The following is a 26,748-nucleotide window of genomic DNA, read 5'->3' as shown; positions in this document are numbered from 1 at the left end:
AAAAGAGTCAAATCTTCGGTTGGCTTCCCTGGAACTGCCGGGAAACTCTCAGAGACCTCTCTTGTCCAGTTAACTCCCGAATCGTACATTGGTAATACCACGCTGCATCGTGATGATTTTTTAGACCAATTTATTTGTATCAACTCGAACTTTCTTTTTGCGTTTGAATACAGCGTTTTTGCGTTTGAATACAGAATCAACCCACATCTTTTCTGTTGTCAAACATTCCCATCCCCACTTAACCCATGCCAGGAGATTGAAGGCAAGCCATAATGCCCAGATCAGCATGAGTATTCTATAGGCCATTATAGGAATTGAGACAACAACCGGTTGCGGTAAAACTGCTGCAATATGATCCTGATACCAGCGTAAAAAGTAACTGTTAGAACCATTCCCTGCAATCTGCATATCAGGATGTCCGAGCAAACCATGTTGTACAGCATAGATAATTGCTCCAGACGAAAATACAGTTAACAGAATCAGAACGATCTGCAGGAAATTGAAAGTACCACCCGACAATGATCCCCCTTTGAGCTTGCGGTACTGCAAAGCTGTAAACCATACAACAATTATTCCGCAGGGAATCAACCCGCTCTGACTCAGACCGAGGCCCAGGATAATCCACTTGAAAACAGAAAGTGGCGTTAACTTTGAGATTCCCAATGCTGTTGCAACCAGTAATATGATGAGCAGTTCACTGTAGAAAAGTATCGTCGGCCCCTGTTGTGGCCCACGAACAAACCACACCCAGCGTGCACCTGTTTTTATCTCAATATCATTGTTCACACTGTCCAGACCGATATTAATTTTCGGCACCTTAAAGAAGGTACTGATTCCGACCGGTGAGTTCATCTTGATTTCAATTTTCTGAGATCCTGGTACAAGTGGAACGACTACCGTATTATCATTTTTGACAGGTTGTTGTCGGTTATTAATCTTTAAAGACTGTAAAATGATATTTTCGGGCAGGATTATTGTTTGTTGATCCCCACGTGTGGAACGCACCGTAAAAGACAATTCCATTAATGTGGAGCGAAGACCTGGAACAACTTTCAATTTACTGGATTCTATTGTTTTTGTCTCACCCTCAATCCCTGGTGGTCTTGATATGTTGAGGGTAATCTTCTCATTTGCCCACGGATGCCATTCTGGCTGCCATGCCCCCGTGGTTGAATGCTGCTGAATCACTGGCGATCCTGTTGACTCTATATGCCAGATTGGACTGGCGTTCAGTCTCCATATTTCCGTCCATTTCGTCGTGTCTGCTGCAACCAGAGTCAGTGCATCCTGCTTCTTCAACACAGAACTCCATTGCATGGTTTTCACCTTCGGACCCATATTTATTTCAATGTTGTTCTCGCTGACCTTATAGGCTCCATCCGTTACAGATTCACCCGTTACAAGAGGGATTTTTAGATATACAGACGTGCCTGTCGGGGAAAGACGCGTGACTGTTGACTCCAGATACCATTCAACACCAAGCTGCAGTGTTCGCTCTATTTTAATCAGCGGAGGAAGTGTCGACTCCCCAAAGTTTTGTGTATCCTGTTTTTCCTGTTTTATGAATTGTAACTGACCCTCAGGAACTTTATTGACATCCAGGCCTTCAATTGACCATCCATCGTCACCTGTAAAATGAACAACATGGGGTTTCAAGGGCAGGTTAAATTGGAAATCAGATGTAGTAATCTGACCCGTTAAAAGGATAGTATTCTGTCCCTTTGGCAGCAACAGCCATAAATTTTTCCCTTCAGCAAGAGCTGATTTATCTTCTGTGTCCAGGGTGATATTTTTCCAGAATATACCCTTTCCTGTGGGAAGAGGGACAGCAGCATCCTCATAACTGTTTGCAGATATCTTTACTGAAATGGTTGTATCTTTCAGATTAATATCCATGGAGTTAAAATCTGCACAAAAAGGAAAACATTCAGCAGGTTCAGTCAGCCTTTCCTGAAGTGTTTCCAGAAGTTCCTGTGTCGGGTACTGGGAGCAGGACGCACCTGGAACAACTGCAAACAGCGAAAAAAACAGGAGTATGGAGCCGATGACCTTGCCGTCTGGACTGATATCAGCCAAATGAAATACAATCTCTTTGTCCCTGCCCTTACGAAACATCAAAAATGCAAGAAGATATATTGCTGCTATTTTTAAGAGGATAAGAAGCATGTTTATAAAAGGTGAGATGAGATACAGTTTTACGTTCAGTGAAGCATCTACCGGCCCATTCCATCTCAGTCGTATAACGTTCCATATTCGGTTTGGTACCCCGGGACCTGCCTGAACCTTAGACTGTGTATCAAATTGTTGTTGCAGGATTTTTGGTTTTTTTTCTGATATTCTTGACATCTGTATTCTTGACATCTGTAATGTCTCTGGTGCAGAGTCCGTAAAAGATCCAGCAAGAGTTCTCTTCGCTTCTGCTTTATTTCTTTGCACAGCCGGTGCTCTATATTGATTACTCTGGCTGGAGTAAGATCTTTCAAGTTGAGGATAAAATCCTTCTCTCAGCTGTTTCACAGAGTACGGAAGAATCACTATAACCAGGCCAAGAAGTAAAATTACTTTTCCCTTTTTTACAACTTTTATATATTTAAAATGAGGAGCATTTTTTATGATCGCAATACAGCTCAACAGGGCGAGCCAGAGATACACAGGAGCATTCAAATCGTGATATGAAAGAACGAGTGCAATCAAGGCAACTATTGCCGCTGCAGGGCCAAGAATTTTAAAAGATGCAATGACAATGATCAGGACAATAAAACAGTCAAGCAGCGTCCACCTTGAAACCCAGCTGTGCGCAGAATCAACACCTTGTGCGTAAAACAGTTTCCATCCCGGCTGCAGTATCAGCTCCGCCGACAGGTTTTCAATGGTTTGCCCCCAGCCTCCAGCAGGAAATACTCGTGTCCCTTCTATTCTGCTTACCGCCTGTGCTTTTATATTGCCCTGCCTGACCTCGACACCTGCCCTGTCACTCTTTTCCATTTTTGTAATAAGCTGGTCGCGGTTATGAATTCTCATGCGTCCCAGTTTTGCAGGATTTTGCATCTCCAGACGAGGGCTTTTATGTACAACTCCTGAAAGAGTATCTTCTACCGTTATCCCTTTGCCACTTGCATCGAGCCAAAATTTACGGGAGAGGTTGAAATTATTTGGAGCAGGCTCTGTATCACCTCGTTTAATCGTTTCAAAAAGCATTGATTCGCCCTTTTTAACCAGATAGGCAGGTAAAGAACGCCACTCCCGGGGAATCGATGTCTGGCCTGGATCTACAGCCGGGACACCAGATATTTTGACCATCCGAAGATTGTTTCTTGAGGCAAAACTCCAATACTCGTGGTCTGGTCCCTGTGATGACACATTAAACGGCAGGGTATCGACTGGCCCTTTTACTCTCGACGTATATATTATCTTGTAATTTCCTGCCCTTGCCTGCATATAAATTTTATGATCGGGACCCAGCTTAACGGGCAGAGAGCATCGCAGTTCAACTGGAATTTGATCCTCTGGTGGTGTCCAGTCGATAATTAATTCACGGGGCTTTCCTGATACCTGAACATCGATCTGAGTTGTTATCAGCATCGGGATGCTGTCTGTTATGTGTCGATAGACCTGGGTTTGCACCACATCTCGTTCTTGTTGATCCGCATTTATTTTTTTGGAAAGCCACAGAGTATTACTTGTGATATCAGCTACCTGCTCTTTTCCGTTCACTGTAAGCGGAGATACAAGGCCTGTTCCTGGAGGGAGAGTCAGAGACTCTGGCAGAGAGTCCCAGGTAAATTTCCCTTCAACAGTATATTCTCCCGGGGACTCTACAAAAAGAGCAGGGAAACCATTCTTGTTCACAACCAAAGCAGATTTCTCGTTTATCAACACAGCCTGTGGCCAATGTTTTTCTTTTCCAGGTAAAACAATCCAGCCCTTCTTTTCCATGTTCCAGCGTTGCTTAAAATTCCCTCCAGACGAGTTGACGTCCAGCTGTAAAGTGCCTGGCCAGACACAAAATTTCTGTTTTCCTGTATAGGATGACGTGCAAAGTTGCTCTTCCTGGTTATGCAGTACCCATGGAACCCATTCTTTCAATGACTCTGGAACATCTCTTTTTGCGGCAACGGGTGAGGCCAGTATCAAACCGATAACAACCAGTAATAATTCGTAATATAATTTTCTTTGGAAAGTCATATCATCCCACCATTTTCCTGTATGCGAGCAAATTTTAGTGTCTTTCTGATGAAAGTTTGTCACACATTTTCAATGTAAACTCCAGGGAATATCGAATAATCGCCCATATTCTTTATTCAAGGTACCCTTACCTTGGTTCACCACACATACATGCTCGACTCTTTGTTCATGATGTTGAGGTTCCGCGACTCTGAGCATGGCGAGAGGGCTGCTCCACAGCAAACATGAAGTGGCAGCAGGTGTTCTTCCCGAGGGTGGCAAAACCGGGCTCCTGGCGCTTCAAACCAATGGTTCAACCTTCTGGCCCTTTCTTCTTCAGAATACTCCGGATTGCAGCAGGAGTCGTGCAGCCACTGTTCAAAGGCATGGTTCAATTCCCGTATTTCAGTGGTCACAGGAGCAAAAAAGGCCTTAAAATTGTGAAACGAGAAACCTGAACCGATCAGCAAGACATTCTCCCGGCGTAAGCCGCGCAAAGCCTTCCCGATTGCTCTATGGCTGGAAGGGTCCAGAGACGCCAGAAGAGAGAGCTGAACACAGGGGATGTCTGCTTCGGGATACATGATTTTAAGAGGAATGAAAACTCCATGGTCAAAACCTCGTTCCTGATCCAGTTTTGCCTGTATCCCGGCCTGGGTCAGTACGTGATACAGCTCAAGAGCCAATACAGGATCACCTTTACATGGATATTCAATCTCATAAGACTCTTTTGGAAAACCGGAGTAGTCATATATCAATGAGGGCGTTTCGCTGGCAGTGATCGTGACAACTTCTTCCTCCCAGTGTGCACTGACGACAATAATGGCATCAGGACGGCGGAGATTTGCAGCCAGCTCCTTCAAACAGGTGACCAGCTCACTGTGCCCGGTGTCTTCCATCAGTGGCATCGGACCACCGCCATGAGAGATAAACAGGGCTTTAGGACTGTGGTTCATTGTTGTCTCCTTTCGACTCTCTGTTTGTCGATACAGGCGTAATTCTGTTCATAGAGAGTATATAAAAACGAATTCGCCAGTCAGGTTTGTTTAAGATATTTGTTTAATAATGAACCGCCAGCCAAATGGTTTTTATATCTGGTGCTGTCCATGCTACTTTGTGTTTTTGATGAGCTTTAATATTTAAATAATCACCTTCTTTCAGGTGTACGGAAGATTCATTGTAGAGAGAAATGATTGCTTCACCTTGTAAAACTAAGACCCATTCATTCTTTTCCTGGTCATACCATCCTGAATCTGGTGAGCTGTGACCTTCTGATATTATCCGTTCAATTGTAACGTTTTGGTTCTCGACTAAATTTTCAAAAACCTCAGCGGATACATCATCAGGGATATCTTCGAATATATTTTTCACGTGTTCTCTGTGTAGAGGATGCAAAGGATAAAAAACAAACAATGTTTGAATTGAAGAGGGACGTCAATCGTTCATTGCCCCAATTTACACCAGAATTGGTAAAACGCTTCCGGCAACGCACCACAATACTATGACCAGCGGAGAAACCCGCCACACGACCAGCAGTCCAAAGGCAACAAGTGCGATTGCCAGGTCAATGGGACTGGATATTCCTGTTGTGAATATAGGATCATACAGAGCTGCGCCTAATAAACCCACAACTGCTGCATTAATCCCGGCAATGGCGTTACCCGCTGCAGCGTTGTGGAATAGCGCCTGCCAGAAGGGGAGAACCCCGGCGACCAGCAGGAACCCCGGGAGAAACATAAAACACAGGGCCGTTGCTGCTGTGAGCCAGGAGTTACTGGCTGGTGAAATTACAGAGCCAAGATATGCGGAAAAGGTAAACATTGGTCCTGGAATGGCCTGTGACGCACCGTAACCTGCCAAAAAATCATTGGATGAAACCCAGCCTGAGGAGACAACCGAATTCTGAAGCAATGGCAGCACAACATGACCTCCGCCAAAAACCAGTGCACCGGCTCGATAGAATGCTTCAGCGACAGGCAGCAATCCAGATTCCGAAGTAGCCAGAGTGGCCAGCATTGGCAGTACAACCAGCAATCCGAGGAAGAGTGCAATAAGAATACCTCCGGTACGCATCCCAAAAGGGACTGGAAGATCGCTTTTTTCATTGGATGTAATGTTGCCACGAAGGAGAAAGACGCCGACTATTGCAGCCAGCGCGACAAGGGCCAGCTGAACCATGGCTGAGTTGAATATGAGCAAAGCGGCAGCAGAAAGGATGGCAATGGTTTGCCTCGGTGTATCGGGGCAGAGTTTTTTGGACATCCCCAGAAGTGCATCGGCAACGACGGCACAGGCCACTATCTTCAGGCCATGGACAGTGGCCTGCCCAACGGGGCCGGAGAGAAGAGGTAAGGCTGCCGCAAACCCGACAAGCAAAATGGCCGAAGGCAGCGTAAAAGCCAAAAAAGCAGCAAGTCCGCCGAGCCACCCTGCACGCAGTAAACCGATGCTGAATCCCAGCTGACTGCTGGCAGGACCAGGCAGAAACTGGCAGATCGCCAGGAGATGCCCGAACTGGCTGTCGTTGAGCCAGTGGCGCCGTTCGACGAATTCAGCTCTAAAGTATCCTAAATGTGCAATTGGTCCGCCGAATGATGTACATCCCAGCTTCAGAAAAGCCAGGAACACCTCCAGTATACGTCCCTGGCTTACGGAATATTTCTGACTTTTAATCATGCGATAACGGTACCTTGTGATGGCTGACGGGCAGGTAAGCGGCGATCTTCAGCGAGTCGGAGTGAAGCGTAACAGAATGGGTAATCGCCTGGTTATACAAGCTGTTTTTTTTGATTCTTATACCATTTACATTTTGTATTAACCAGAGAACGCAAAGAGTAACAATAGAACAACAGCAATTCTCTGTTTAATTTTAAAATCTTTTTTAAAGTTTTGTTGCCTTTATTCGCATGTTTAGAGCTTTCCTTTGGTAAAAAGTTTTTCGCTGTTCCGTCTTTTGCTTTTCCCTGTCTCCCGTCTCCTTTCTCCTGTCTCCCATCCCCCTGCCTTTACATTCACCAATAGAAAATGAAAATGGCATTTAGTACGGTCATAACTTAATAGGAATGGTGTTATTCCTTGTTTAATACTCAATAGAGTAACTTTGATATAAACAGAGTGGAATGTCATAATAATTTTTATTTCTTGTATGTCTTTTTATACATTGCAGGGAGTTGACCAGGTTGAAGATCCGCTGATCTGCCATGTTGGTTGTACACTTCAGGGCATAATAAGAAGGCCATGATCCACCCGCACCAGTTGCCTGACCTATGAGCATACACGTTGAGTCGACGTAGTCATGCCATTTCGTCTGGTTATCTGTAAACAAATCAGCCAGAACTCTTCCGTTGTCTGGCATGTTTTTCTCTAATTCCTCTGATATTTTCAGAGTCAGGGCTTCTATTTTACTGTTCTTTTTGTCTAATATCTCTTTCTGGCTTAATCCTGCATACATGGCACTGGTGTCAGGCCAGGCATTCTTGTCAGTTGCTTCTGCGATATTACAAAAGAAAATAAGGAGAAGAGTAATTATGTATTTCATATATTTCATATATTTAAAAGTGCAGTCTGGAGTTTATTGTTTCCGTGTGTTGGTGAAATTCAGTGAAATGAGTCGTTATGCTTCCTGTTAATATTTTTGAATAACATGTCCCCTGGATATCTCCCCGGGCAGTTAAGGGTGAATCTGGCACTTTTGGCAAGACTTCGTTGCATCTTAAATGCTTTCTTCCGTCCATGCCAGCAGCAATGGGCTTGTGATGATCGTGCTGTGCATAAAAAATATCCTGACGAACAAAAAATATGGGCGATTATTCGATATTCCCATATCTCAACCGTAGACCTGACCCCTCTTTTTTCATAATTCAACCAGTTTGGCCCGACCATTAAGCGCGGGTTGTCTCTGCCTCCTTGTACGAAGAGAGGTTTATATTGTTGTAATTGTGTAATAAAAGATTGTGGTTAGGAGCGTCTTATTGTAATTGGCTTGCTTTTTCTTTTGTTTGGTAGTACCATTCTCTTGCTTTTCCCGCATATCGAGTAACACCCTTACAGGAGAATCATACATGAGTACACAATCCATTTTTGCTCCAGCACAAATTGGCAGAGCGGGTGAAGACATTGCCATGCAGCTTGAAGCGGCCATTCTCGGGGAGAAGATCCTGCCCGGTGAGCGTCTTCCCAGTGAAAGAGAACTGCAGACCCAGTTTCAATGTGGGCGCGGCGTAATTCGGGAGGCTATCCGCGCCTTGAAGCAAAAAGGGCTGGTTGAGATCCGCAAAGGAGCAAAAGGCGGGGCCTATGTAAAGAATATCGAGATGACGAATGTCGGCGAATCACTCGCTCTTTTCCTTAAACAGCAGCGTGTCGCTCCTGGTCATATCGTTGAATTCCGCGAGAGTATAGACCGGGTTATTGTTGTTCTGGCTATTGCCCGGGCGAGTGCAGCCGAAAAACAGGCACTCATAGCGGAGACTGAAAAACTTCTGGAAATCCTCGAAGGAGAGACCCCGGACAGGGACAGCCTGGCAAGACAGGATCAAATACTGAATATCGCCCTGGCAAAGATGAGCAGGAATCCAATTTTTGAATGGGTTATGACAGCGATTCAACAGGGTTTCAGCTCCCATGACTATGCCCTGTATGATGATCCCGTATATTGCCGAAAGACGGTAGAGAACTGGCATGCCACGGCCTGCCGTATCGCTGAGAATGATCCCATGAAAGCGCTTAATTCGATATCTGCGCATTATGGCCTGCTGCACAGGTGTGTTGAAAATCAAAAAGCTGAATCAAAAAATGTTTCCGCTGATGGGCCTGATACTGCTCAAGTGTCTTAAAAAATCCCAAGACCATAAAGGTCCTGAAAATTTACAATTCTTCGCATTCTCCCTTCCCCGGGGATTGTAAAGTCTTAAAGAATAATTTTAGAAACAATGGAGTGAAGAGAAATGAAAGAGATCAAGTACGATTATATCATAGTAGGCGGCGGATCAGCAGGAAGTGTTATGGCCAATCGACTGAGTACCAACCCTGATCATCAGGTGCTGGTTCTGGAAGCCGGTAAACCGGATTATCGCTTTGATTTTCGCATTCATATGCCCGCTGCCCTGACGTATCTGCTCACCGACAAAACCTACAACTGGCTCTATGAATCAGAACCTGAACCGCAGATGCATAATCGCCGTATCGCTCAGCCCCGTGGCAAGGTCATGGGAGGTTCAAGCAGTATAAACGGCATGATTTACATCCGTGGAAATGCCATGGATTATCAAAAATGGGCGACGAATAAAGGTCTGGAGAATTGGGATTACGCGCACTGCCTGCCGTATTTCAGAAAAGCTGAAAATCGTCTCCACGGCGCAGACGAATACCATGGTTCAAACGGTCAACTCTGCCTGGAAACCGCGAAGTGCGACAACCCCTTGTTCAAGGCCTTTTTCAAGGCGACGGAGCAGGCCGGTCATCCGCTGACTCAGGATGTCAACGGGTATCAACAGGAAGGTTTCGGTAAATTTGACCAAAACATCTATCGGTCACGGCGGCAGAATGCTGCCAGGGCCTATGTTCACCCGGTGATGAACCGTGCGAACCTCAAGGTGCAGTGCAGGGCCATGGTTAAACGGATTCTTTTTGAGGGGAAGAAGGCTGTTGGCGTTGAATACAGCAAAGGCAGCAAGACACATAAGGTTTATGCCGGAGAAATCATCTTGTGCGGCGGAGCGATCAACTCGCCCTCACTGCTTCAGTTGTCAGGCATTGGCAACGCCAGTGAACTGAAAAGTATCGGCGTCAACGTTGTTCATGATCTGCCCGGCGTGGGGGAGAATCTGCAGGATCATCTGGAATTGTATGTCCAGTATACCTGCACGAAACCGGTCAGCATGTATCCTGCACTGAAATGGTATAACCAGCCGAAGATCGGCTATGACTGGCTGGTCCATCGCAAGGGTGCAGCGGCCACCAATCATTTTGAGGCAGGTGGTTTTATCCGCGGGAATGACAGAGTCAAGTACCCGAATCTACAGTTTCATTTCCTGCCGATTGCCATCCGTTATGATGGCTCGGCCCCTGTAAAGGGCCATGGCTTCCAGCTTCATGTAGGGCCAATGAATACTGATGTGCGCGGGCACGTTAAGATAACTTCAGCGGATTCTGCAAAATATCCGAAAATCTTTTTTAATTATCTCTCCACGGACCAGGAACGCCAGGAATGGGTGGAAGCCATCAAGTGTTCCCGTGAAATAATCGGGCAGACAGCCTTTGATGACCTGCGTGGAGAGGAACTTTCACCGGGGGCGAAGGTGCAGAGCGATGAAGAAATTCTCGACTTTGTAGCCCATGAAGGCGAAAGCGCCTACCATCCCTCCTGTACCTGTAAAATGGGGTATGATGATATGGCTGTGGTCGATTCCGAGCTGAAAGTGCATGGGGTAGAAAACCTGCGAGTCGTTGATGCATCGGTTTTTCCCTCCATCACCAATGGCAACATCTATGCCCCGGTTATGATGGTGGCAGAGAAGGCCGCAGATCTCATTCTTGGCAATACTCCTGAAGCTCCTTCAGACGCAGACTATTATATATATGACAGGGAGGCTGCTCAAAATGGATAATACTGTACAGAACATGTATATCGGTGGCCGCTGGCATTCCGCTGTATCTGGAAAAACCCGCGACATTATCAATCCCTTCAACGGCAAGGTTATTGCCGAGGTTGCTGAAGGTGATCGAGAAGATGCACAGATTGCTGTCCTCGCTGCCAGGCAGGCTTTTGACAGCAAAATATGGTCGGACCTTCCTGCTGTCGAACGGGGGCGTCTGCTCTATACGCTTGGTGACCGTATCGAAGCAGAGAGTGAGGTTCTGGCTCGGCTTGAAAGTCTTGATACCGGTAAGACAATGGCAGAAAGCCGTTGGGACATGGCCGATATTGCCGGCATCTTTCGCTACTATGCAGGACTTGCCGACAAGGATGGCGGGGAGATTATCAATTCTCCCATACCCAACAGCGACAGCCGGGCAGTCCGTGAGCCGGTTGGCGTTTGCGGGCAGATATCGCCATGGAATTATCCGCTGCTGCAGGCAGCATGGAAAATGGCTCCGGCTCTCGCGGCTGGCTGTACTGTAGTGATGAAACCCAGTGAGATTACGCCGCTGACCACGCTGAAAATCGCAGAAATTGCTGCCGAAATGGATTTCCCTGCAGGGGTCATTAATGTCGTACTGGGGCCGGGTGCAAGTGTTGGTGCCGAGCTCGCCGAAAATACCATGGTGGATTTGATCTCCTTTACCGGAGGTATAGAAACCGGCAAATCGATCATGCGTGCTGCCAGCACCAATGTCAAGAAAATCGCGTTGGAGCTGGGCGGCAAAAACCCCAATATCATTTTTGCTGACTGCGGCGATTTGGACGTTGCTCTTGATCGTGCCCTGGACGGTGTGTTTTTTCACGCCGGCCAGATCTGTTCCGCTGGTTCCCGGCTGATGCTTGAAGCGAGTATTCATGATCGTTTTGTTGAAAAACTCAAGAGCAGAATGGCAAAAATCCGTCTGGGTGATGGTCTGGTGGATGGCACTCAGATGGGCCCCTTGATTTCAGCACAACATCTGGCCAAAGTTGAAAACTATATGCGTGTTGCCGAAGCCGATGGAGCACATCTTGAACTGGGCGGCAGGCGTCCCGAGGCAGCGGATCTGCAGGATGGCTTTTTCTTTCTGCCGACACTTTTTACCGGTTGTCATCACGATATGCGTATCGTTCAGGAAGAGGTGTTCGGACCTGTCATCACTGTGGAAAAATTCACCGGGGAAGATGAGGCCGTACGGCTTGCAAACGGAACGATTTACGGGCTTGCCGCAGGTTTCTGGACCAGCGATCCCGGGCGTATCCAAAGGGTTGCCAGGCAGCTGCAATTTGGCACTGTATGGATCAACGACTTTAACGTCTATTTTACTCAGGCCCCATGGGGTGGTTACAAACAGTCTGGACTGGGGCGTGAACTGGGGCGTCAGGGTCTTGAAGAGTATACCGAAATCAAACATATTTTCCAAAACCACAATCCTGAACCCTCTGGATGGTTTGGCTTATGATTTTTTTGATAAAATTCAACAAGGAGAACGTATGCAATTGAAAAGAAGACGCAGTATCGCGCTCGCTTTATTGGCAGTAGCACTCCTGTTTACCGGTACAGCTTATGGTGCACAAGAGGTGCGCTTTGGTAATGTCAGCTGGACCGGTGTCACGGTAAAGACGGAATTGGGTAAGAATATCCTCAACAGCCTTGGTTATAAAGCCAGTAGTAAAACCCTGCCTGTCCCGATTATCTATCAAGCATTGAATACGGGCGATATTGATATCTTTCTCGGTAACTGGATGCCTTCCATGGCAACTATTGCCGACAAGTTTTTTAAAAAGGGTACAGTTGTCAAGTATGTTGCCAACATGCCTGGAGCGAAATACACCCTGGCTGCTCCTTCCTATGCCGTCGATGGCGGATTGAAAGACTTTCGTGATATTGCCAGATATGCCGACAAACTGGATTATAAGATCTACGGGATTGAATCCGGCAATGACGGTAATCTGATTATTCAGTCAATGATAGATGCAGACAAATTTGGCTTAGGTGATTTCAAGCTTATTGCCACCAGTGAGCCCATTATGCTCTCAGAGGTCAAAACGCTGAGTAAAGAAGGTCAGTGGGTGGTGTTTCTCGGCTGGTCGCCTCACTATATGAATCAGATCATTGATATGAAATATCTCACCGGTTCTACTGCGGAAACCTTCGGTGAAAATGACGGTACCGCCACTGTCTACACCAATATCCGCAAGGGATTCGACAAAGATATGCCGAATGTTGGTCATTTTCTTAAGAATTTCACCTTTCCAATCGCAATGATTAATGAAATTTCACTCATGCTGCAGGAAAACAAAGAGCTCAGCCACGCAGAAGCCGGTATGGCCTATCTGAAAAAGCACCCGGAAGTCTACCAGGGCTGGCTTGAAGGGGTTACCACCGCTGACGGCAGCCAACCTGCTCTTCCTGTCTTTGAGGCATACCTGCAGAAAAAATAATTGCAGTTTTTCGAATGGTAAAGCAGGGTGGGACTTCATGGTGTTATAAAAACGACAAGATCCTCTTCACCAACTGCTGATAAAAGGAAAGGCCCCGGAGAAATCCGGGGCCTTTTTGCTTTTGTGGCATCACGTATCTATGATTTCTATGGACTTGTTGTGTCATTTCACCGTTATCGTTACGTTTACCGTCACCGTGTAGACAAGGCATGCCTTGTCTCTACAACACCATTGCTGAAATCACTGTTGTGCCGATTTTTCACCAATGATGTGTAATTCTATTTACATTTTGTATTAACCAGAGGATGCGAGTAAAGATAGAACAACAGCAATTCTCTGTTTAATTTTAAAATCTTTTTTAAAGTTTTTTGCCTTTATTCGCATGATTAGAGCTTTCCTTTGGCAAAAAGTTTTTTGCTGTTCCGTCTTTTGCTTTTCCCTGTCTCCCGTCTCCTTTCTCCTGTCTCCCATTCCCCTGCCTTTGAATTCGCCAATAGAAAGTGAAAATGGCATTTAGTACGGTCACAACTTAATAGGAATAGTATAGCAGCCAAAAATAATTCTTGAGAAGGTTTTTTTGGAGTGGAAGAGGGCTTTAAGGAGAAAAAAGGTATTATCTGGGCGTAGAGCCTTTTTCAAAGTTGAAAAGATTCTCTAAGGGCAAGGAATGAGTATTGTAATGTTGTATATTACAACAACAAAACAAAGAGTTGGTATGGGCCGACCCCGTGGACCATCGTCCATGTACCCCCAACTCATGCTGCAAAAAGGAGAAATGTTATGGCAAGGTTTACACTTTTCAACCATCGTCAAATATTTAGTCTGGCAGTATCAACCACGCTGGTCTTTGCTCTGTCTTTCAGTACCTGGGCGAGGGATGATCATGCTGGAAATGGAAATGGAAATGGAAATAGAAATGGAAATCCGCATGACTCTCAGATGAGAAATACAGAGGGTGGCGGCTCAGTGGGCATGATACTGCGTAAAGCTGTTCACCAGGAAACATCACAAAAAAAAGGAAACGTTCCTTCCCAAAAGAGACATTCTTCGCATGACTCTCAGATGAGAACCACAGAGGGCGGTGGCTCAGTGGGCATGACACTGCGTAAAGCAATTCAAAAGAGCGAATCATACAAAAAAAGAGACGTTCCTTCCCGGGGACATCTGCCCAGAATGTCTCCGCAGGTCCAAAATCGTCCACACAAAAGACAAGACTACTCCCAAAAAAGGGAATGGAAGTACTGGGGCCGTGAGTATGGTCGTTCTCCCTGGCAAAATAACCATCGGCCCCGACATGGATCGATATATCGGGCCCTGCCGACGAATCACTTCAGGTTCTTTCTTGGCGGCGTGCCGTTTTTCTATGCCGCAGGTGTTTATTTTCAGCCAGGCAGCCAGGGATATGTTGTGGTACCGCCGCCACTCGGAGGCAGGGTGCAGATACTGCCGGATGGATGTTCCCCCTTCTATTACGGTGACCGTCGATGTTATTCCTGTGATGATGTGTTTTACGAGGAGAGGGGCGCCGAGTATGTGGTAATCAACCGGCCAGCCCGTTATCGCCTTATTGCGGATGTCGGTGACGAGGTGGAGATTAATACCAGTGCCCTCAACCTTCGCATCGGACCGGGGTTCAGATACAATACACTGACGATCCTTTACCAGGGTGAAATTGCAGAAGTTGATGCTGTTGACGGCGATTGGTATTCCGTGATCCTTGAGGATGGCCGCCATGGCTGGATCAAACGTCAGTACACAAGAATCATCCACTTTAAAGAAGATCCGAAAGGATAAGGTGCCTGCCGATAACCGTTGAAAGTGAGTGCCGTTCACATTACTGCGCCTGTTGATTTCATGAAAATTGCCTGGTTATAATACCATTTACATTTTGTATTGACCAGATAACGTGACTGCGTGGGCATCTTTTTTGGTTATTACGAATGGATAAAAAGGATGTAAAATTGATCGCAATGGTGATAACGGTGACATTACATCATCATTGGTGAAAAATCGGCACAACAGTGATTTCGGCGATGATGTAGAGACAAGGCATGCCTTGTCTACACGGTACCGGTAAACGTAACAATAACGGTGCAACCGTAACCGAATACGGAATACCAATAACCCGCGAAAAATACCAATAACCCGCGAAACATACATGCCACATTTTCACCACGGGGTGATAACGCTGGCATTACACATCATTGGTGAAAAATCGGCACAACAGTGATTCCGGCGATGATGTAGAGACAAGGCATGCCTTGTCTACACGGTGACAATAAACGTAACGATAACGGTGGAATGACTTGTGACGCATGGAATAACCTGATAGCAATTCCCGGAATTATTAAGAGTATCTGTAGCCGGGATTTGGCCTCCTTAATTGGGGCAGAACTTAATGGGAATATTATTATACCAGGTTGACAGCTTCTTCATGGAATGTGCGGGCTGGTGGCAGTAACTGCTGAAAAGAGTCAAACGTTCCTAGCACTTCCCAGGACATCGCATTCACTTCACCTTGTGCACGGCCGGAATCTTCCATGTTCCGTCGATAATGGACGGTGAGGTTTCCTTCGGCCAGTACAGGCGAAGCATGGGAATGAATTTCCCGGCCGGTGCCGGGAGCCAGTTGGATTCCTTTTCGGGACCAGGATTCTCGTTTTGCAGGTAGAGATCTACCGAGCCATCGGCATTTTCCTTGAGGTGGTTACGCGCACTCAACGTGTAGCGATTCAGCGGGTTGGCAACGAAGAAGTACTCGGCGTTATACATTGTTAACGACCAGAAGCCGTTAACCGGCGGCATCTCACCCTTGTTGAAATGCATTACATACTTATTTGCCCCCGTATAAGGCTTGCCTTCTTTGTCAGTTTTTGTAGTCGGGTAAACCGCATCTTGTGGACGGTTGGCACCAAGGCCAATAGCAGTGATTAATGCCCGCTGCAGATATTGAGTACCGTAGAGCCCGGTATCTGTGGTAAAAGTCCAGCCATTATCTATTCTCCCTGCTGATTTAAGGTGGGCCATTATTTTTCCAAAGGCACTCTTCGGGACATCACGCAAGGCCTTTATTACTGCGGGATCAAGTGTATCCTGGTCGAATGTTTGCCCGGGAACGATACCAAGCCGAGCCATCTTCTCCAGCATCGGGGCATCTTCCCTGGCTGGGGGGTTGTTCTTCATGAGCATGGCCAGCCTGTTGAAATAGTCGGCACTGCTCAGGGCATTCACCTGGTCACGCACTGACATTTTCATGTTGATGCCCGGGTCCACTTTGCCTGCCGGGGGCGTGTAGGACTTGCCGTAAGAACTCAACGGTACGATGGAAATGGCATCCTGCATCTTGTGTACTGCAGCATAGTCTTCCGGTGTGCCGGTGCAGTAAATGCGCCCCAGCAGCCAAACCATGCTGGTGGGTGACGTGTATTTTTTCACGCCCTCCGGCAGCGTGCCCTGCCAGCCGGGGCCGGTTATGGCGTATGTCTGCGGGCCAGTGCCGGTGGTGCGCTTCCCAGGTGCCTGGAGCACATTGGTCCAGCCATCGAGTATTGGGAACAGAGAATAGCGGTCGTTCGCATCGGGCAGGTTCAAGACCCAGGGTTCTTTACCTACGTCAATCCAGGCGGTGGTGTACAGGGTATCTGCATTCGGTGAGGTAACCTTCCTGAAGGTTGCCGCCGGATATTCACGCACTCGAAGGAGATGCCCCATGGGCGCTCGCGTACCTTTCGGTTCGCTGACATTGGTCATCACACCTCGGGTCATATCCATAGTGATCAATGGGTAGCCGAAGATATAGACGTCTTCAGCTATTTGCCGTGCCTCCTGCGCAGAGATCTTACTGGCGGCTTGTACGTGGACTGCCATAAACGCCGAGCACAAGACGAGTGTAAGCGCCCAGGTGAGTGTCTTACGTGTTGCGGTTTTCATTACTCTGTATCCCTTTTTCTCTAATGGGGTGGAAGTAGTAGTTGAGCTGGTGGCTCCGGAAATGACCTGTTTTATTTCTCCATGAGATACGGAGATAATTTTTCACACACGGCAGTTTCTGAGTTCTGTCAGCCAGTATAAAAACGCGATGCCGCCAAACATGCCGCCCAGCCACGAGACTCCTGACCATCCGCCAAACTCGAACACATATCCCGATGACGCGGACCCGATGACACCGCCGAAGAAAAAACAGGTCATGTACGCTGTCGTGAGTCGGCTTCGCGCCTCGTTGTTGAGCGTGTAAATGACGCTCTGGTTGAGGATGTGCGAGCCCTGCTGACCAATATCAAGCAGCACGACGCCGACGATGATGGCGGAAAGGTGTGTACTGTAGACACCCATGATCACGAACGCGATAACTACCAGCGCCAGCAATATCCCGGTGGCAGGCCGTGTGTCGCCACGGTCATGAATCTGGCCTGCAAAGCTTGCGCTCAGGGCGCCGGCCGCTCCGACCAGGCCAAACAGGCCGATGATTGAGTCGCTGTAGCCGTATGGTGGTCGAGCGAGGAGAAAGGCGATTGAAGTCCAGAATACGCTGAACGCAGCAAAACCGCAGGTCCCGTAGACAATGCGCCGTCTGAGCAGTGGCTCCTCACGGAACAAAAGAAACACTGAGCCAATCAGCGCCGGATAGGACAGGCGAGTTCCGCCTCGACTCTGCGGCAACATCCGCCACAACACGGCAGATTGAACTATCATAATGACAGTTGCCAGCCAGAACACCGCGCGCCAGCCACAGGCGTCAGCAATGAATCCCGAAACCGTACGAGCCAGCAGAATACCCAGCAGCAGGCCTGCCATGACTCGACCTATGACGGCACCGCGCTGCTCATCTGCGGCGAGAGCTGCGGCAAAAGGGACCAGCACTTGTGCAACTACCGCCGTAAGGCCGATTGCGAGACATGCAAACAGGAACGAACCAATCCCGGGCGAGATGGCGGCTCCCGCCAGCGCAATTGCTGTTCCCGCAGAGACGACTGTGATCAGCTGTCGTCGTTCGAGCAGGTCACCCAGGGGGACGATCAGCGCGAGGCCTATGACATAACCCAACTGCGTCATCGTGACAATGAGACCGGTTGTGCCTTCGGAGGTGCCAAATCTCTGCGCCAGCGTGTGCAGCAGCGGTTGCGCGTAATAGAGATTAGCCACAGCCATCCCACAGGCGACAGCCATGACATAAACCAGCAAATTGCCCGGTTTTAACGGTGGTATTTTGGGAGAAGAGTGATCTTCGCTGTCATATTGTTGAATCGTCAATGTGGTGTAACCTCTGTACTGTATAACGTTTGAGCTGGCTGCATGCCGCAAAGGGTCCGTCCGGTTGAGCGAAGGGGCAGCAGCTGCACGAGCTTGACAGATAAACGCATGAGACCATTTACATTTTGAATACACTAATACAAAATGTAAATGGTCTCACCGTATTGTTTCGTTAATATCTTCTCTTTATCTTTGATCTAAAACTTCCCTGACTTTTGCCGCCAGAGCTTCTATAAGAACAGGCTTTTCAAGGAATGCTTTAATGTTAAGACTTTTTGCTGTCAAGGAATCTAACTTTTCACTGTATCCTGAACAAATTATAATAGGGATATCAGGTCTTATTTCTAATATCTTTTGTGCTAACGTGTTCCCCGTCATTTTTGGCATAGCCATATCCGTTATGACGAGATCGAATTCTTTTGGGGTGGAATTAAAAAGAGACAAGGCATCTGAGGGGACCTGTATGCCTGTAACTTTGTACCCTTTATTTTCAAGAACCTTAACACTCAATTTCACAATTGCCGGTTCATCATCCACAAATAATATTCTTTCGTTACCACCCAGTGATTTAGGGTCTTTTTTTTGTTTTTGCATATCGTTGGTTTCTTGAAATGTTATAGGTAAGAAAATACGAAAGATTGTCCCTTTGTTTTGCTGGCTTGTTACATGGATGTCTCCTTTATAATTTTTCACAATTCCATGGACAACGGATAACCCTAAACCTGTTCCTTTGCCTATTTCCTTGGTTGTAAAATAGGGTTCGAATATTCTTTCAATTTTATCAGGCGGGATACCCACACCATCATCAATGACACTCAAACAGATGTAGTCTCCTGATGGCAGGCTGAGATCAGGATCAGGATCGATTTTGTTTAGAATCACTTTTATTGTACCGTTTTTATCTTTTATGGCCTGATACGCATTGGTACAAAGATTCATGGTAATCTCATGGATTTCAGTTGGATCGCATAAAACATAATCTTCACCATCATACAATTCCTGCTGAATAGTAATGTTGGCTGGAATAGAGGCGCGTAATAATTTCAAAGTGTCTTCAATCAATGGTTTTATGATAATTGGCATGAGAACCTGTTCTTTTTGTCTGGCAAACAAGAGTATACGTTTGACTAAATCCCTTGCCCGTTTGGCGCCATCCAGGATGTCTTTAAGATTCTCCTGTGCTTTATGGGTTTGAGGAAGCTCATCCATGATCATTTGGGTGAATCCCATGATCGGAGATAATATATTGTTGAAATCATGGGCAATTCCACCCGCTAATTGCCCGATAGATTCCATTTTTTGTGCCTGAATTAATTTGCTTTCCAGTTTTTTCTTCTCCGTAATGTCCTGCCCCACAAAGATAGCCGTCCTTTTATTTTCAAAATCAACAAATACAGAGGCGCCTAAAATCCATAAAGTTTTTCCTTTTCGATCGATTATTCTGAGCTCTATCTGAGAATTTGATTTTTTATTTTCAATGTTTTTCAATCGGGCGGTAATAATTTCATGAAACTCGGGAGCAATTATTTGAATAAAGTCTAAACCAATAATATCTTTATCTTTTTCATAACCTATCGCCTTTACCCCTGCAGGGTTTGCGTAGATAAATTTTCCCTCTTGAATCAAAAATATAAATTGTGGGGAGGATACAACTAATGATCGAAATCTTTCTTCGCTCTCTTTTAAGTGTAATTCTGATTTCATGTGGTCGGTGGTGTCAATAAAAGTTCCAATCATCTTTCGCGTCCTGCCTTTTTCATCGCGTTCATAGACAGTATCGCAGGACCTAAACCATTTCCATCCGCCTTTTGCGTGTTTAAAACGGTAATCAATGTTCAGGTTATCGCCATCAGAGAGATCTTCCACTACGGATCGTATATGTTCAGACACTTTAGGTTGATCCTCAAGATGAAACAAACTTGAAAACCCATCACTGCCCATTGACGTAATATCTTTAAGTGTGTATCCGGTCAAGGCTGTGTACTGTGGATTTATATAGATATTTCGACCCAAATCAAGATCGTAGATATATATACCACCGATGGATGCTTCAAGAATTCTGCGTCTCGTCTCTTCAGCCTGCTTGCGTTCCTTAATCTCTTTTTTTAAGTCAATTGTTCGTTCTTCAATTCGGTCTTCTAATTCATTTTTATTTTTTCTTTCTGTAAGAAAAAACCAGAATATTATTAACAATAGTATAATAATTATGAACACATAAAAATAAATGTAAATGGCGGTGTTGTACCATTCAACTGAGACCTCTCCGATAACCTGCCCTTTATGGAATATTTTGGATTTAAAAGGTCTAACCCTGAAGAGTGAGAGTGATTCCAAAAAGACATCAACAGGATTATCCAAGTCATGTTCGATAGATATAAATTCTTTATTGGAAGGAAATAAAACATCGAGTTTTCTATATTTATTAACTTTGCAGGCCAGCTGCAGATAATCTTTGGCCAGGTCAGGATCGAACGACCATAATGAGTAAGAGATAACACTTGCATGGTTATCAACATTCTGCTGCTCATTCAACCTGTTATATTTATCCAAAGAAAAAATAAAAAGGAGATATAACAACGTAAAAAACAAAATCACTATGAAAAAAATTCGGTTCCTTTTCAAAATAATTTCCCCTTTTATGTTTTTATGATTAGATCAATTCCTGTGAATGCTAACTTCCCGATAAAAGGTCACTAAAGACTCCTTAAATCTTGTGAGTTTAAATTTCAATGCCCATCGGGTTAATAACATGCTGTACGTTCACGAAAAAATAATCATTTAGCTGAGTTTTGTTGAGATCCATAGAGTATTATGACTCCTAACATAGATATTTACCTCTAGCTACCATAGAAACTTATTATTTCAGGGAAGTTCCAGAAGTTTTCAACACATTTCGCATTGTCAATACGAAACCCTTAAGATGGGCCCCCATGTCCCTTCTTCATTTTGAATCAATCCACATTCACATCATTGGTGTTGTCCAGCATGCCCCGTAACTTGACAGCCAGATCGGATCTTGAAAAAGGCTTTTGTATAAATGAGGCTCTTTCATTCAGCATCCCCTTATGAATGATTATATCTGCTGTATAGCCGGACATAAACAAAAGCTTGATATCCGGATAAAACACCGAGAGTTGTCCGGCCAGATCCCGGCCATTCATCTCGGGCATGATCACGTCGGTCAAGAGCAGGTGAATTTCCCCTGCATTCTCATGGGCGAGCCGGATGGCTTCCCCCCGGAAGTGTCGCGATAATGACGGAGTAGCCCAGCCCTTCGAGAATCATCTGGGTCAATTTCAAAATTGCCGGTTCATCCTCCACCAGCAGGATGGTTTCATCTCCCCCTGGAACAGGTTCTCTCAAAAGATTGTTTTCTGATGTCTCCTCGGCAGACATGCAGCGGGGCAGATAAATTTTGAAGGTGGTGCCCTGACCCGGCTCACTGTAAACATTGATGAACCCTTTGTTTTCTTTGACAATGCCGTATATCGTCGCAAGACCAAGCCCCGTGCCCTTACCCATTTCCTTTGTGGTGAAAAAGGGCTCGAACAGGTTGTTCAGAGTTTCCCTGTCCATACCGCAACCGTTGTCACTGACCATCAAAAGGACAAAATCACCGGGGATAACGTCTTTATGTTCAGCACAGTATGCCGGGGCAAAGGTCTTCATGTCGGTTTCAATGATAATTTTACCCACATTGCTGATGGCGTCCCGGGCGTTCACGCATAGATTCGCCAGGATCTGATCAATTTGAGACGGGTCAATCTCTATGGGCCACAGATTCTCAGAAGATTTCCAGACAATCTCGATATCCTCGCCGATGAGTCTCTGCAACATGATCAACATTCGCCTGGTGATCTTGTTCAAATCAAGAATTTTGGGCTCGATGATCTGTTTTCTTGCAAAGGTCAGCAGTTGTTTTGTCAGGTCAGCCGAATGTTGAGCGGAATTGCGAATTTCTTGAAGATTACTATAAAGCGGTTCGGATGGATCAATCTCCTCCATGGCTGCCTCAGTATAACCGAGAATCACGGTGAGCATATTATTAAAATCATGGGCCACGCCACCGGCCAGGCGGCCCACGGATTCCATTTTATCCGCCTGGGTCAACTGGGCCTGGAGTTTCTTATTTTCTGCCTCAGATCTCTTCCGTTCTGTTACATTGCTTATCACGATGCGAAAAACAGACTCGCCGTTATACTGCGCATCTATGGAAGTCAGATGTGCCCAGAAAAATTGACCAGCCTTATTCACCATTCGCAGCTCGCACTCCTGGGGTTCCCCGGACTCAAAAAGCAATTTGCGGTGCAGATAGTAGATATCCTGGTCTTCTTTAAGGATGAACCCGGAGAGCGATCGCATGAGCAATTCGCTTCGGGCCTTGCCCAGCAGGGTGGCGGCACTGAGGTTGGCTTCCAGGATAATTCCCTGCTCGTTGAGTGTAATATATCCAATCGGTGCAAAATCGTAGAGATCCAGGTAACGAGCATTGGAGACGTCGAGTGCTTGCTGTGCAATGCGCAATTCTTCGTTCTGCATTTCCAGCTCGATCTGATGCACCCGCAGCTCATGGAACAGCTGCTTTATCTCGGCCTTGGACATGGTATCAATCTTTTCCAGGGGGGCTTCTTCCAGGACGCACTTTTCCGCTTCTCTGCGCAGCATTTGCCCTGCCAATAATGAGCCTGGCAAAGGGGCAGAATCTTGAGTCTTTTCCTTCATGATACCTCCTTTTTTTATTTTGCTGTGGCTCGTTCCGTTGTTGCGATGGCATACATCTGCCCGGCTTCATCAATCAGGGCGGTGGAGATGATCGAGACCTCTACGACAGAACCATCTTTGGCAATCCGCCGGGTAAGATGCGGCTCCAGAATGTGTGCCTGGCTGAGCTGATAAACCTCGTCCAGAGCTTCTTTTTGCAGTCTCTTTGGAATCCGGTCCCGGGCATTCATCAACAGCGCCTCAGCCTCGCTCCAGCCATACATCCGCACCGCCCCCGGGTTCCAGGCCAGAATGCGGCCTTGCAGATCCTGGACAGTGATGGCATCGTGGGCATCGCGCACCACCATGGCCAGACGGAGCATCTCATTTGTCTTTTGCAGAGCATCCCGGGTCTTCTTCATCTCTGTAATGTCTAAAAAGGTGACGACTGCACCCTCAATGACATTATCAAGCGTGCGGTAGGGCTGGATGCGCATGGAGTACCAACTGCCATCCGTGATCTGTACCTCGATCTCTCTATGTATCAGGGTGTCCAGCACAGCCTGTAAGTCGTCCATCAGACCGTCATAATTGACCAGGTTGGAAACGATGTGACCCAGGGGACGCCCTACATCGCTCTGAATCAGATTGATAATATGGGTGGCCATGGGAGTGAAGCGCAGGATGCGCAAATGACAATCTACAAAAACACTGGCAATGCCTGTACCAGCCAACAGGTTGTTCAAGTCGTTGTTGATTCGGGACAGCTCTACCACCTTGGTTTGCAGTTCATTGTTGACAGTGGCCAGTTCCTCGTTCACGGACTGCAATTCCTCTTTGGAGGTTTCGAGTTCTTCATTGGTGGACTGCAACTCTTCGTTCACGGATTGCATTTCCTCGTTGGAGGAGTTGAGCTCTTCATTGGTGGTCTCAAGTTCTTCGTTCGTGGCCAGGAGGTAATTTTCTTTGGTTTGCAATTCCTTCTTGAGCGCTTTGATGCGAATGTCAGTGTCGGACGCCGCAGCTTGTGTCTGGGATTTCAGAACATCCTGGGGGGTCGGGGGAAGATCAACCACGGGCTCTTTTTCGAGGATGACCAGGTACAGGGGCAGCTCAAATGATGACTCTGTCGCTATCGGGTGAAGAGTCAGGTTGACCGGGGTAAAGCCGTCATTGGTTTTGACACGAAGACCGGGACAGTGCACAACTTCACCTGTCCGAATACTTTTATGCAGTGCTGTAGTCAACTCTGGGCGCAACCCTTCCCGTGCCAGTGTGAGGATATTGTTGACACTGATCTCGCCCGGGGGCAATTCCAGATAAAGGCCGGTACGGCCGTGCAGGTAAAGGATGTCGCCCCGGGTATTGACAAGCGCCGCAGCAAGCGTCATCTGCTGCAGGAGCGCCGTTTCGACCAGAGTGCGGAATGAGGATTTTATAGCAGTGACGGTCTCTGGCAAAGCTATATTCACCGCTGTTACGGGCGGAAGGAATCGACATCTGGCAGGACCTTGCGTGCCGTCGAAATTTTCTTTGCGTTGATACAGTTTGGCTTTTCGGTCCAGCACAGAAAACAGATCGCTGCATTCCCCCACAGTCTCTGACGTACCCAGAAACAGAAACCCGCCTGGAACCAGCGCATAGTAGAACAGGGAAAAGAGTTTTTTCTGCAGGTCCTGGCCAAGATAAATCAAAAGATTGCGGCAACTGATCAGATCAAGTTTGGAAAAGGGCGGGTCTTTGGTGAGGCTCTGCTCAGAGAAGATCAGCATGTCACGGATGCCTTTGTGGATTCGGTAGGCGGTACCGTTGGATTCGGCCGTAAAAAAACGCCTCAGTCTCTCCTTTGATATGTCTGTGGCAATGCTGGCCGGATACAGACCGGCCCTGGCCGTGGCAATGGCCTGATCGTCGATGTCTGTGGCAAAAACCTGTACTTTAAAACTCTGTTTCATGGCTTCCTGTCGTTCAGCCAGGAGAATGGCAAGGGAATAGGCTTCTTCACCCGTGGAACATCCCGGTGACCAGACCCGGATAACGGCAGTCGTGCGCTTGCCGGCAAAGAGTTTCGGGATGACCTGGTCTTCAAGCACCTTGAAGGCTTCAGCGTCCCGGAAGAATTGGGTTACACCAATGAGCATGTCCCGGAAGAGCGCCTTCCCCTCGGCCGTGTTCTGTTGCAGATATTGAACATACGCGTCCATGGTCTTTAACTGGTGGACCGTCATACGCCGCTCGATGCGGCGGCGGATGGTACTCAATTTATACTGGGAAAAATTGTGGCCGGTCTGGGCGTTCAGCAGGATAAAAATTTTCTTCAGGGCATTTTCGTTTTTGGGCGTTGGTGCGGCAGGGGGAAGAGAGGCTCTGTCCATGGTGTGGGACACATAGGCCATGAGCCGGGCAGGCATTTCAGCTGGCAGCAGCTCGTAATCGACGAGTCCGGTGTCGAGGGCGCTGCGTGGCATACCGTCATACTCAGTGGAGGTGAGATCCTGGGCCATGACCATGCCGCCCTCGCCTTTGATGGCCCGTATGCCAAGGGTGCCGTCACTGCCGGTGCCCGATAATACGATGCCGATGGCCCGCTCTTTCTGGTCCCGGGCCAGGGAGCGAAAGAAAAAATCGATCGGCAGACGATGCCCCCGGGGGGCGGACGGCTCCAGCAACTGGAGGGTACCGTTCAAAAAGGCCATATCTCGGCCCGGCGGAATGATGTAGGCGCAGTTGGGCTGCACACTCATGCCATCCTCGACTTCAAAAACCTGCATCCGGGTATATCTCTGGATAAGCTCGGTCAAAATACTTTTGTGGTCCGGAGCCAGGTGTTGAACGAGGACAAAGGCCATGCCGGGATCGGTGTGGGCGGGCATACCAGAAAAAAATGATTCAAAAGCGGCCAGCCCCCCGGCCGAAGCCCCGATACCGACAATGGGAAAATTGACAGGGGCTTCATCAACAACAGCGGGCTTCATGATGGCCGTTTTTGAAGTCTTTGATGCATCTGTCGCCTTTATTTTTTCCTCTTTTTTACGTACCATTTTTTGCTCTATCGACCTGTAAAACTAAAGTTTATGAGTTTCATAAAAGCTCAACATCACCCAGGTGACGACCAGAAGTTGCCCTCGGGTGGGTTTGCTCACTGCACCCGGCAGCTTCCGAGCATATTCCTGTAATAGCGTATAATACCAATTATATTTTTTATTGACCAGAGAACGCGACTGCGTAGGCATCTTTTTTGGCGATGACTAATGAGTAATAATTCGTGTTTATCCGTATCCATTCGTGATTCCTTTTGCATTTTGTAACCACGAATGGACACGAATTTTCACGAACAGGGACAACGCATTAAACGAAAACGTTTGTATCCGGAGTTAAGCCGTACAGTGTACCTGGATTATTAATCAACTTTGGTAGTCATCCAAAAGTCGGGGTTGAGCGTTTTACGCTCTCATATTCTGTGCTTTCCGTGTCTTCCGTGGTTTACCAGGAGCATTAGAACAGACTCTGCTCCTTATGGGCCGATAAGCAGAAACAATACATTGCCATAGTTCTCATGCAGTTTG

The 26,748-nt window shown here is 47.0% G+C and carries 19 protein-coding genes; 7 read left to right on the top strand and 12 right to left on the bottom strand.

Annotated elements, in window-relative coordinates; translation table 11 throughout:
- Positions 1 to 120: 120 nt before the first annotated feature.
- The 5 genes from JWG39_RS01430 to JWG39_RS01410 all read right to left on the bottom strand — a co-directional run bounded on the left by JWG39_RS01430 (position 121) and on the right by JWG39_RS01410 (position 7,702).
- Positions 121 to 4,248, bottom strand: a complete 4,128-nt coding sequence (locus tag JWG39_RS01430; RefSeq protein WP_205217552.1) for a hypothetical protein — start codon at positions 4,246 to 4,248, stop codon at positions 121 to 123.
- Positions 4,249 to 4,322: 74 nt separating this feature from the next.
- Complete coding sequence (locus JWG39_RS01425) at positions 4,323 to 5,120, bottom strand: DODA-type extradiol aromatic ring-opening family dioxygenase (RefSeq protein WP_205217551.1); 798 nt, start codon at positions 5,118 to 5,120, stop codon at positions 4,323 to 4,325.
- Between the two features lie 103 nt (positions 5,121 to 5,223).
- Entirely contained in the window at positions 5,224 to 5,535 is a 312-nt protein-coding gene (locus tag JWG39_RS01420) for a cupin domain-containing protein (protein WP_205217550.1), read from the bottom strand.
- An 84-nt stretch (positions 5,536 to 5,619) separates the two neighbouring features.
- Complete coding sequence (gene chrA, locus JWG39_RS01415; protein WP_205217549.1) at positions 5,620 to 6,840, bottom strand: chromate efflux transporter; 1,221 nt, start codon at positions 6,838 to 6,840, stop codon at positions 5,620 to 5,622.
- Between the two features lie 403 nt (positions 6,841 to 7,243).
- Entirely contained in the window at positions 7,244 to 7,702 is a 459-nt protein-coding gene (locus JWG39_RS01410; RefSeq protein WP_205217548.1) for a lysozyme inhibitor LprI family protein, read from the bottom strand.
- 523 nt (positions 7,703 to 8,225) lie between these two features.
- On the opposite strand from JWG39_RS01410, the gene JWG39_RS01405 reads away from it, so the two are divergent.
- The 7 genes from JWG39_RS01405 (at position 8,226) to JWG39_RS01375 (ending at position 15,025) form a co-directional block, all read left to right on the top strand.
- The gene (locus JWG39_RS01405) at positions 8,226 to 8,999 is read left to right on the top strand and encodes a FadR/GntR family transcriptional regulator (RefSeq protein WP_205217547.1); all 774 of its coding nucleotides are present in this window, start codon (positions 8,226 to 8,228) and stop codon (positions 8,997 to 8,999) included.
- Positions 9,000 to 9,110: 111 nt separating this feature from the next.
- Positions 9,111 to 10,772, top strand: coding sequence for a choline dehydrogenase (gene betA, locus JWG39_RS01400; RefSeq protein WP_205217546.1), 1,662 nt, complete (start codon positions 9,111 to 9,113; stop codon positions 10,770 to 10,772).
- Complete coding sequence (locus JWG39_RS01395) at positions 10,765 to 12,249, top strand: aldehyde dehydrogenase family protein (RefSeq protein WP_240191921.1); 1,485 nt, start codon at positions 10,765 to 10,767, stop codon at positions 12,247 to 12,249. The genes betA and JWG39_RS01395 overlap by 8 nt, the downstream gene beginning before the upstream one ends.
- Positions 12,250 to 12,280: 31 nt before the next feature.
- The gene (locus JWG39_RS01390; protein ID WP_205217544.1) at positions 12,281 to 13,231 is read left to right on the top strand and encodes an ABC transporter substrate-binding protein; all 951 of its coding nucleotides are present in this window, start codon (positions 12,281 to 12,283) and stop codon (positions 13,229 to 13,231) included.
- 123 nt (positions 13,232 to 13,354) lie between these two features.
- A complete protein-coding gene (locus tag JWG39_RS01385) occupies positions 13,355 to 13,507 on the top strand; it encodes a hypothetical protein (protein WP_205217543.1) in 153 nt (50 codons plus the stop codon).
- Positions 13,508 to 13,898: 391 nt separating this feature from the next.
- A complete protein-coding gene (locus JWG39_RS01380) occupies positions 13,899 to 14,174 on the top strand; it encodes a hypothetical protein (protein ID WP_205217542.1) in 276 nt (91 codons plus the stop codon).
- Between the two features lie 119 nt (positions 14,175 to 14,293).
- Positions 14,294 to 15,025 (top strand): DUF6515 family protein, encoded by a 732-nt coding sequence (locus JWG39_RS01375; RefSeq protein WP_205217541.1) that lies wholly within the window; start codon positions 14,294 to 14,296, stop codon positions 15,023 to 15,025.
- Positions 15,026 to 15,425: 400 nt separating this feature from the next.
- On the opposite strand, the gene JWG39_RS16665 is transcribed toward JWG39_RS01375, so the two are convergent.
- The 7 genes from JWG39_RS16665 to JWG39_RS01345 all read right to left on the bottom strand — a co-directional run bounded on the left by JWG39_RS16665 (position 15,426) and on the right by JWG39_RS01345 (position 26,223).
- Complete coding sequence (locus tag JWG39_RS16665; RefSeq protein WP_275888935.1) at positions 15,426 to 15,548, bottom strand: hypothetical protein; 123 nt, start codon at positions 15,546 to 15,548, stop codon at positions 15,426 to 15,428.
- 191 nt (positions 15,549 to 15,739) lie between these two features.
- Positions 15,740 to 17,098, bottom strand: a complete 1,359-nt coding sequence (locus tag JWG39_RS01370) for a DUF1254 domain-containing protein (protein ID WP_369130555.1) — start codon at positions 17,096 to 17,098, stop codon at positions 15,740 to 15,742.
- Between the two features lie 165 nt (positions 17,099 to 17,263).
- Positions 17,264 to 18,481 (bottom strand): MFS transporter, encoded by a 1,218-nt coding sequence (locus JWG39_RS01365; RefSeq protein ID WP_205217539.1) that lies wholly within the window; start codon positions 18,479 to 18,481, stop codon positions 17,264 to 17,266.
- Between the two features lie 186 nt (positions 18,482 to 18,667).
- On the bottom strand, positions 18,668 to 21,013 hold the full coding sequence (locus JWG39_RS01360) for a PAS domain-containing hybrid sensor histidine kinase/response regulator (RefSeq protein ID WP_205217538.1): 2,346 nt from the start codon (positions 21,011 to 21,013) through the stop codon (positions 18,668 to 18,670).
- Between the two features lie 419 nt (positions 21,014 to 21,432).
- The gene (locus JWG39_RS01355; protein WP_338032164.1) at positions 21,433 to 21,657 is read right to left on the bottom strand and encodes a hypothetical protein; all 225 of its coding nucleotides are present in this window, start codon (positions 21,655 to 21,657) and stop codon (positions 21,433 to 21,435) included.
- Positions 21,658 to 21,691: 34 nt separating this feature from the next.
- A complete protein-coding gene (locus tag JWG39_RS01350; RefSeq protein ID WP_205217537.1) occupies positions 21,692 to 23,203 on the bottom strand; it encodes an ATP-binding response regulator in 1,512 nt (503 codons plus the stop codon).
- A gap of 14 nt (positions 23,204 to 23,217) precedes the next feature.
- Complete coding sequence (locus JWG39_RS01345; protein WP_240191919.1) at positions 23,218 to 26,223, bottom strand: chemotaxis protein CheB; 3,006 nt, start codon at positions 26,221 to 26,223, stop codon at positions 23,218 to 23,220.
- Between the last annotated feature and the right edge of the window lie 525 nt (positions 26,224 to 26,748).

Origin of the sequence: Desulforhopalus vacuolatus (assembly GCF_016918505.1) — a bacterium.
Classification (GTDB): Bacteria; Desulfobacterota; Desulfobulbia; order Desulfobulbales; family Desulfocapsaceae; genus Desulforhopalus; species Desulforhopalus vacuolatus.
The sequence above is the reverse complement of the archived record's forward strand: the minus strand, read 5'-3'. Positions and strand labels throughout refer to the sequence as shown.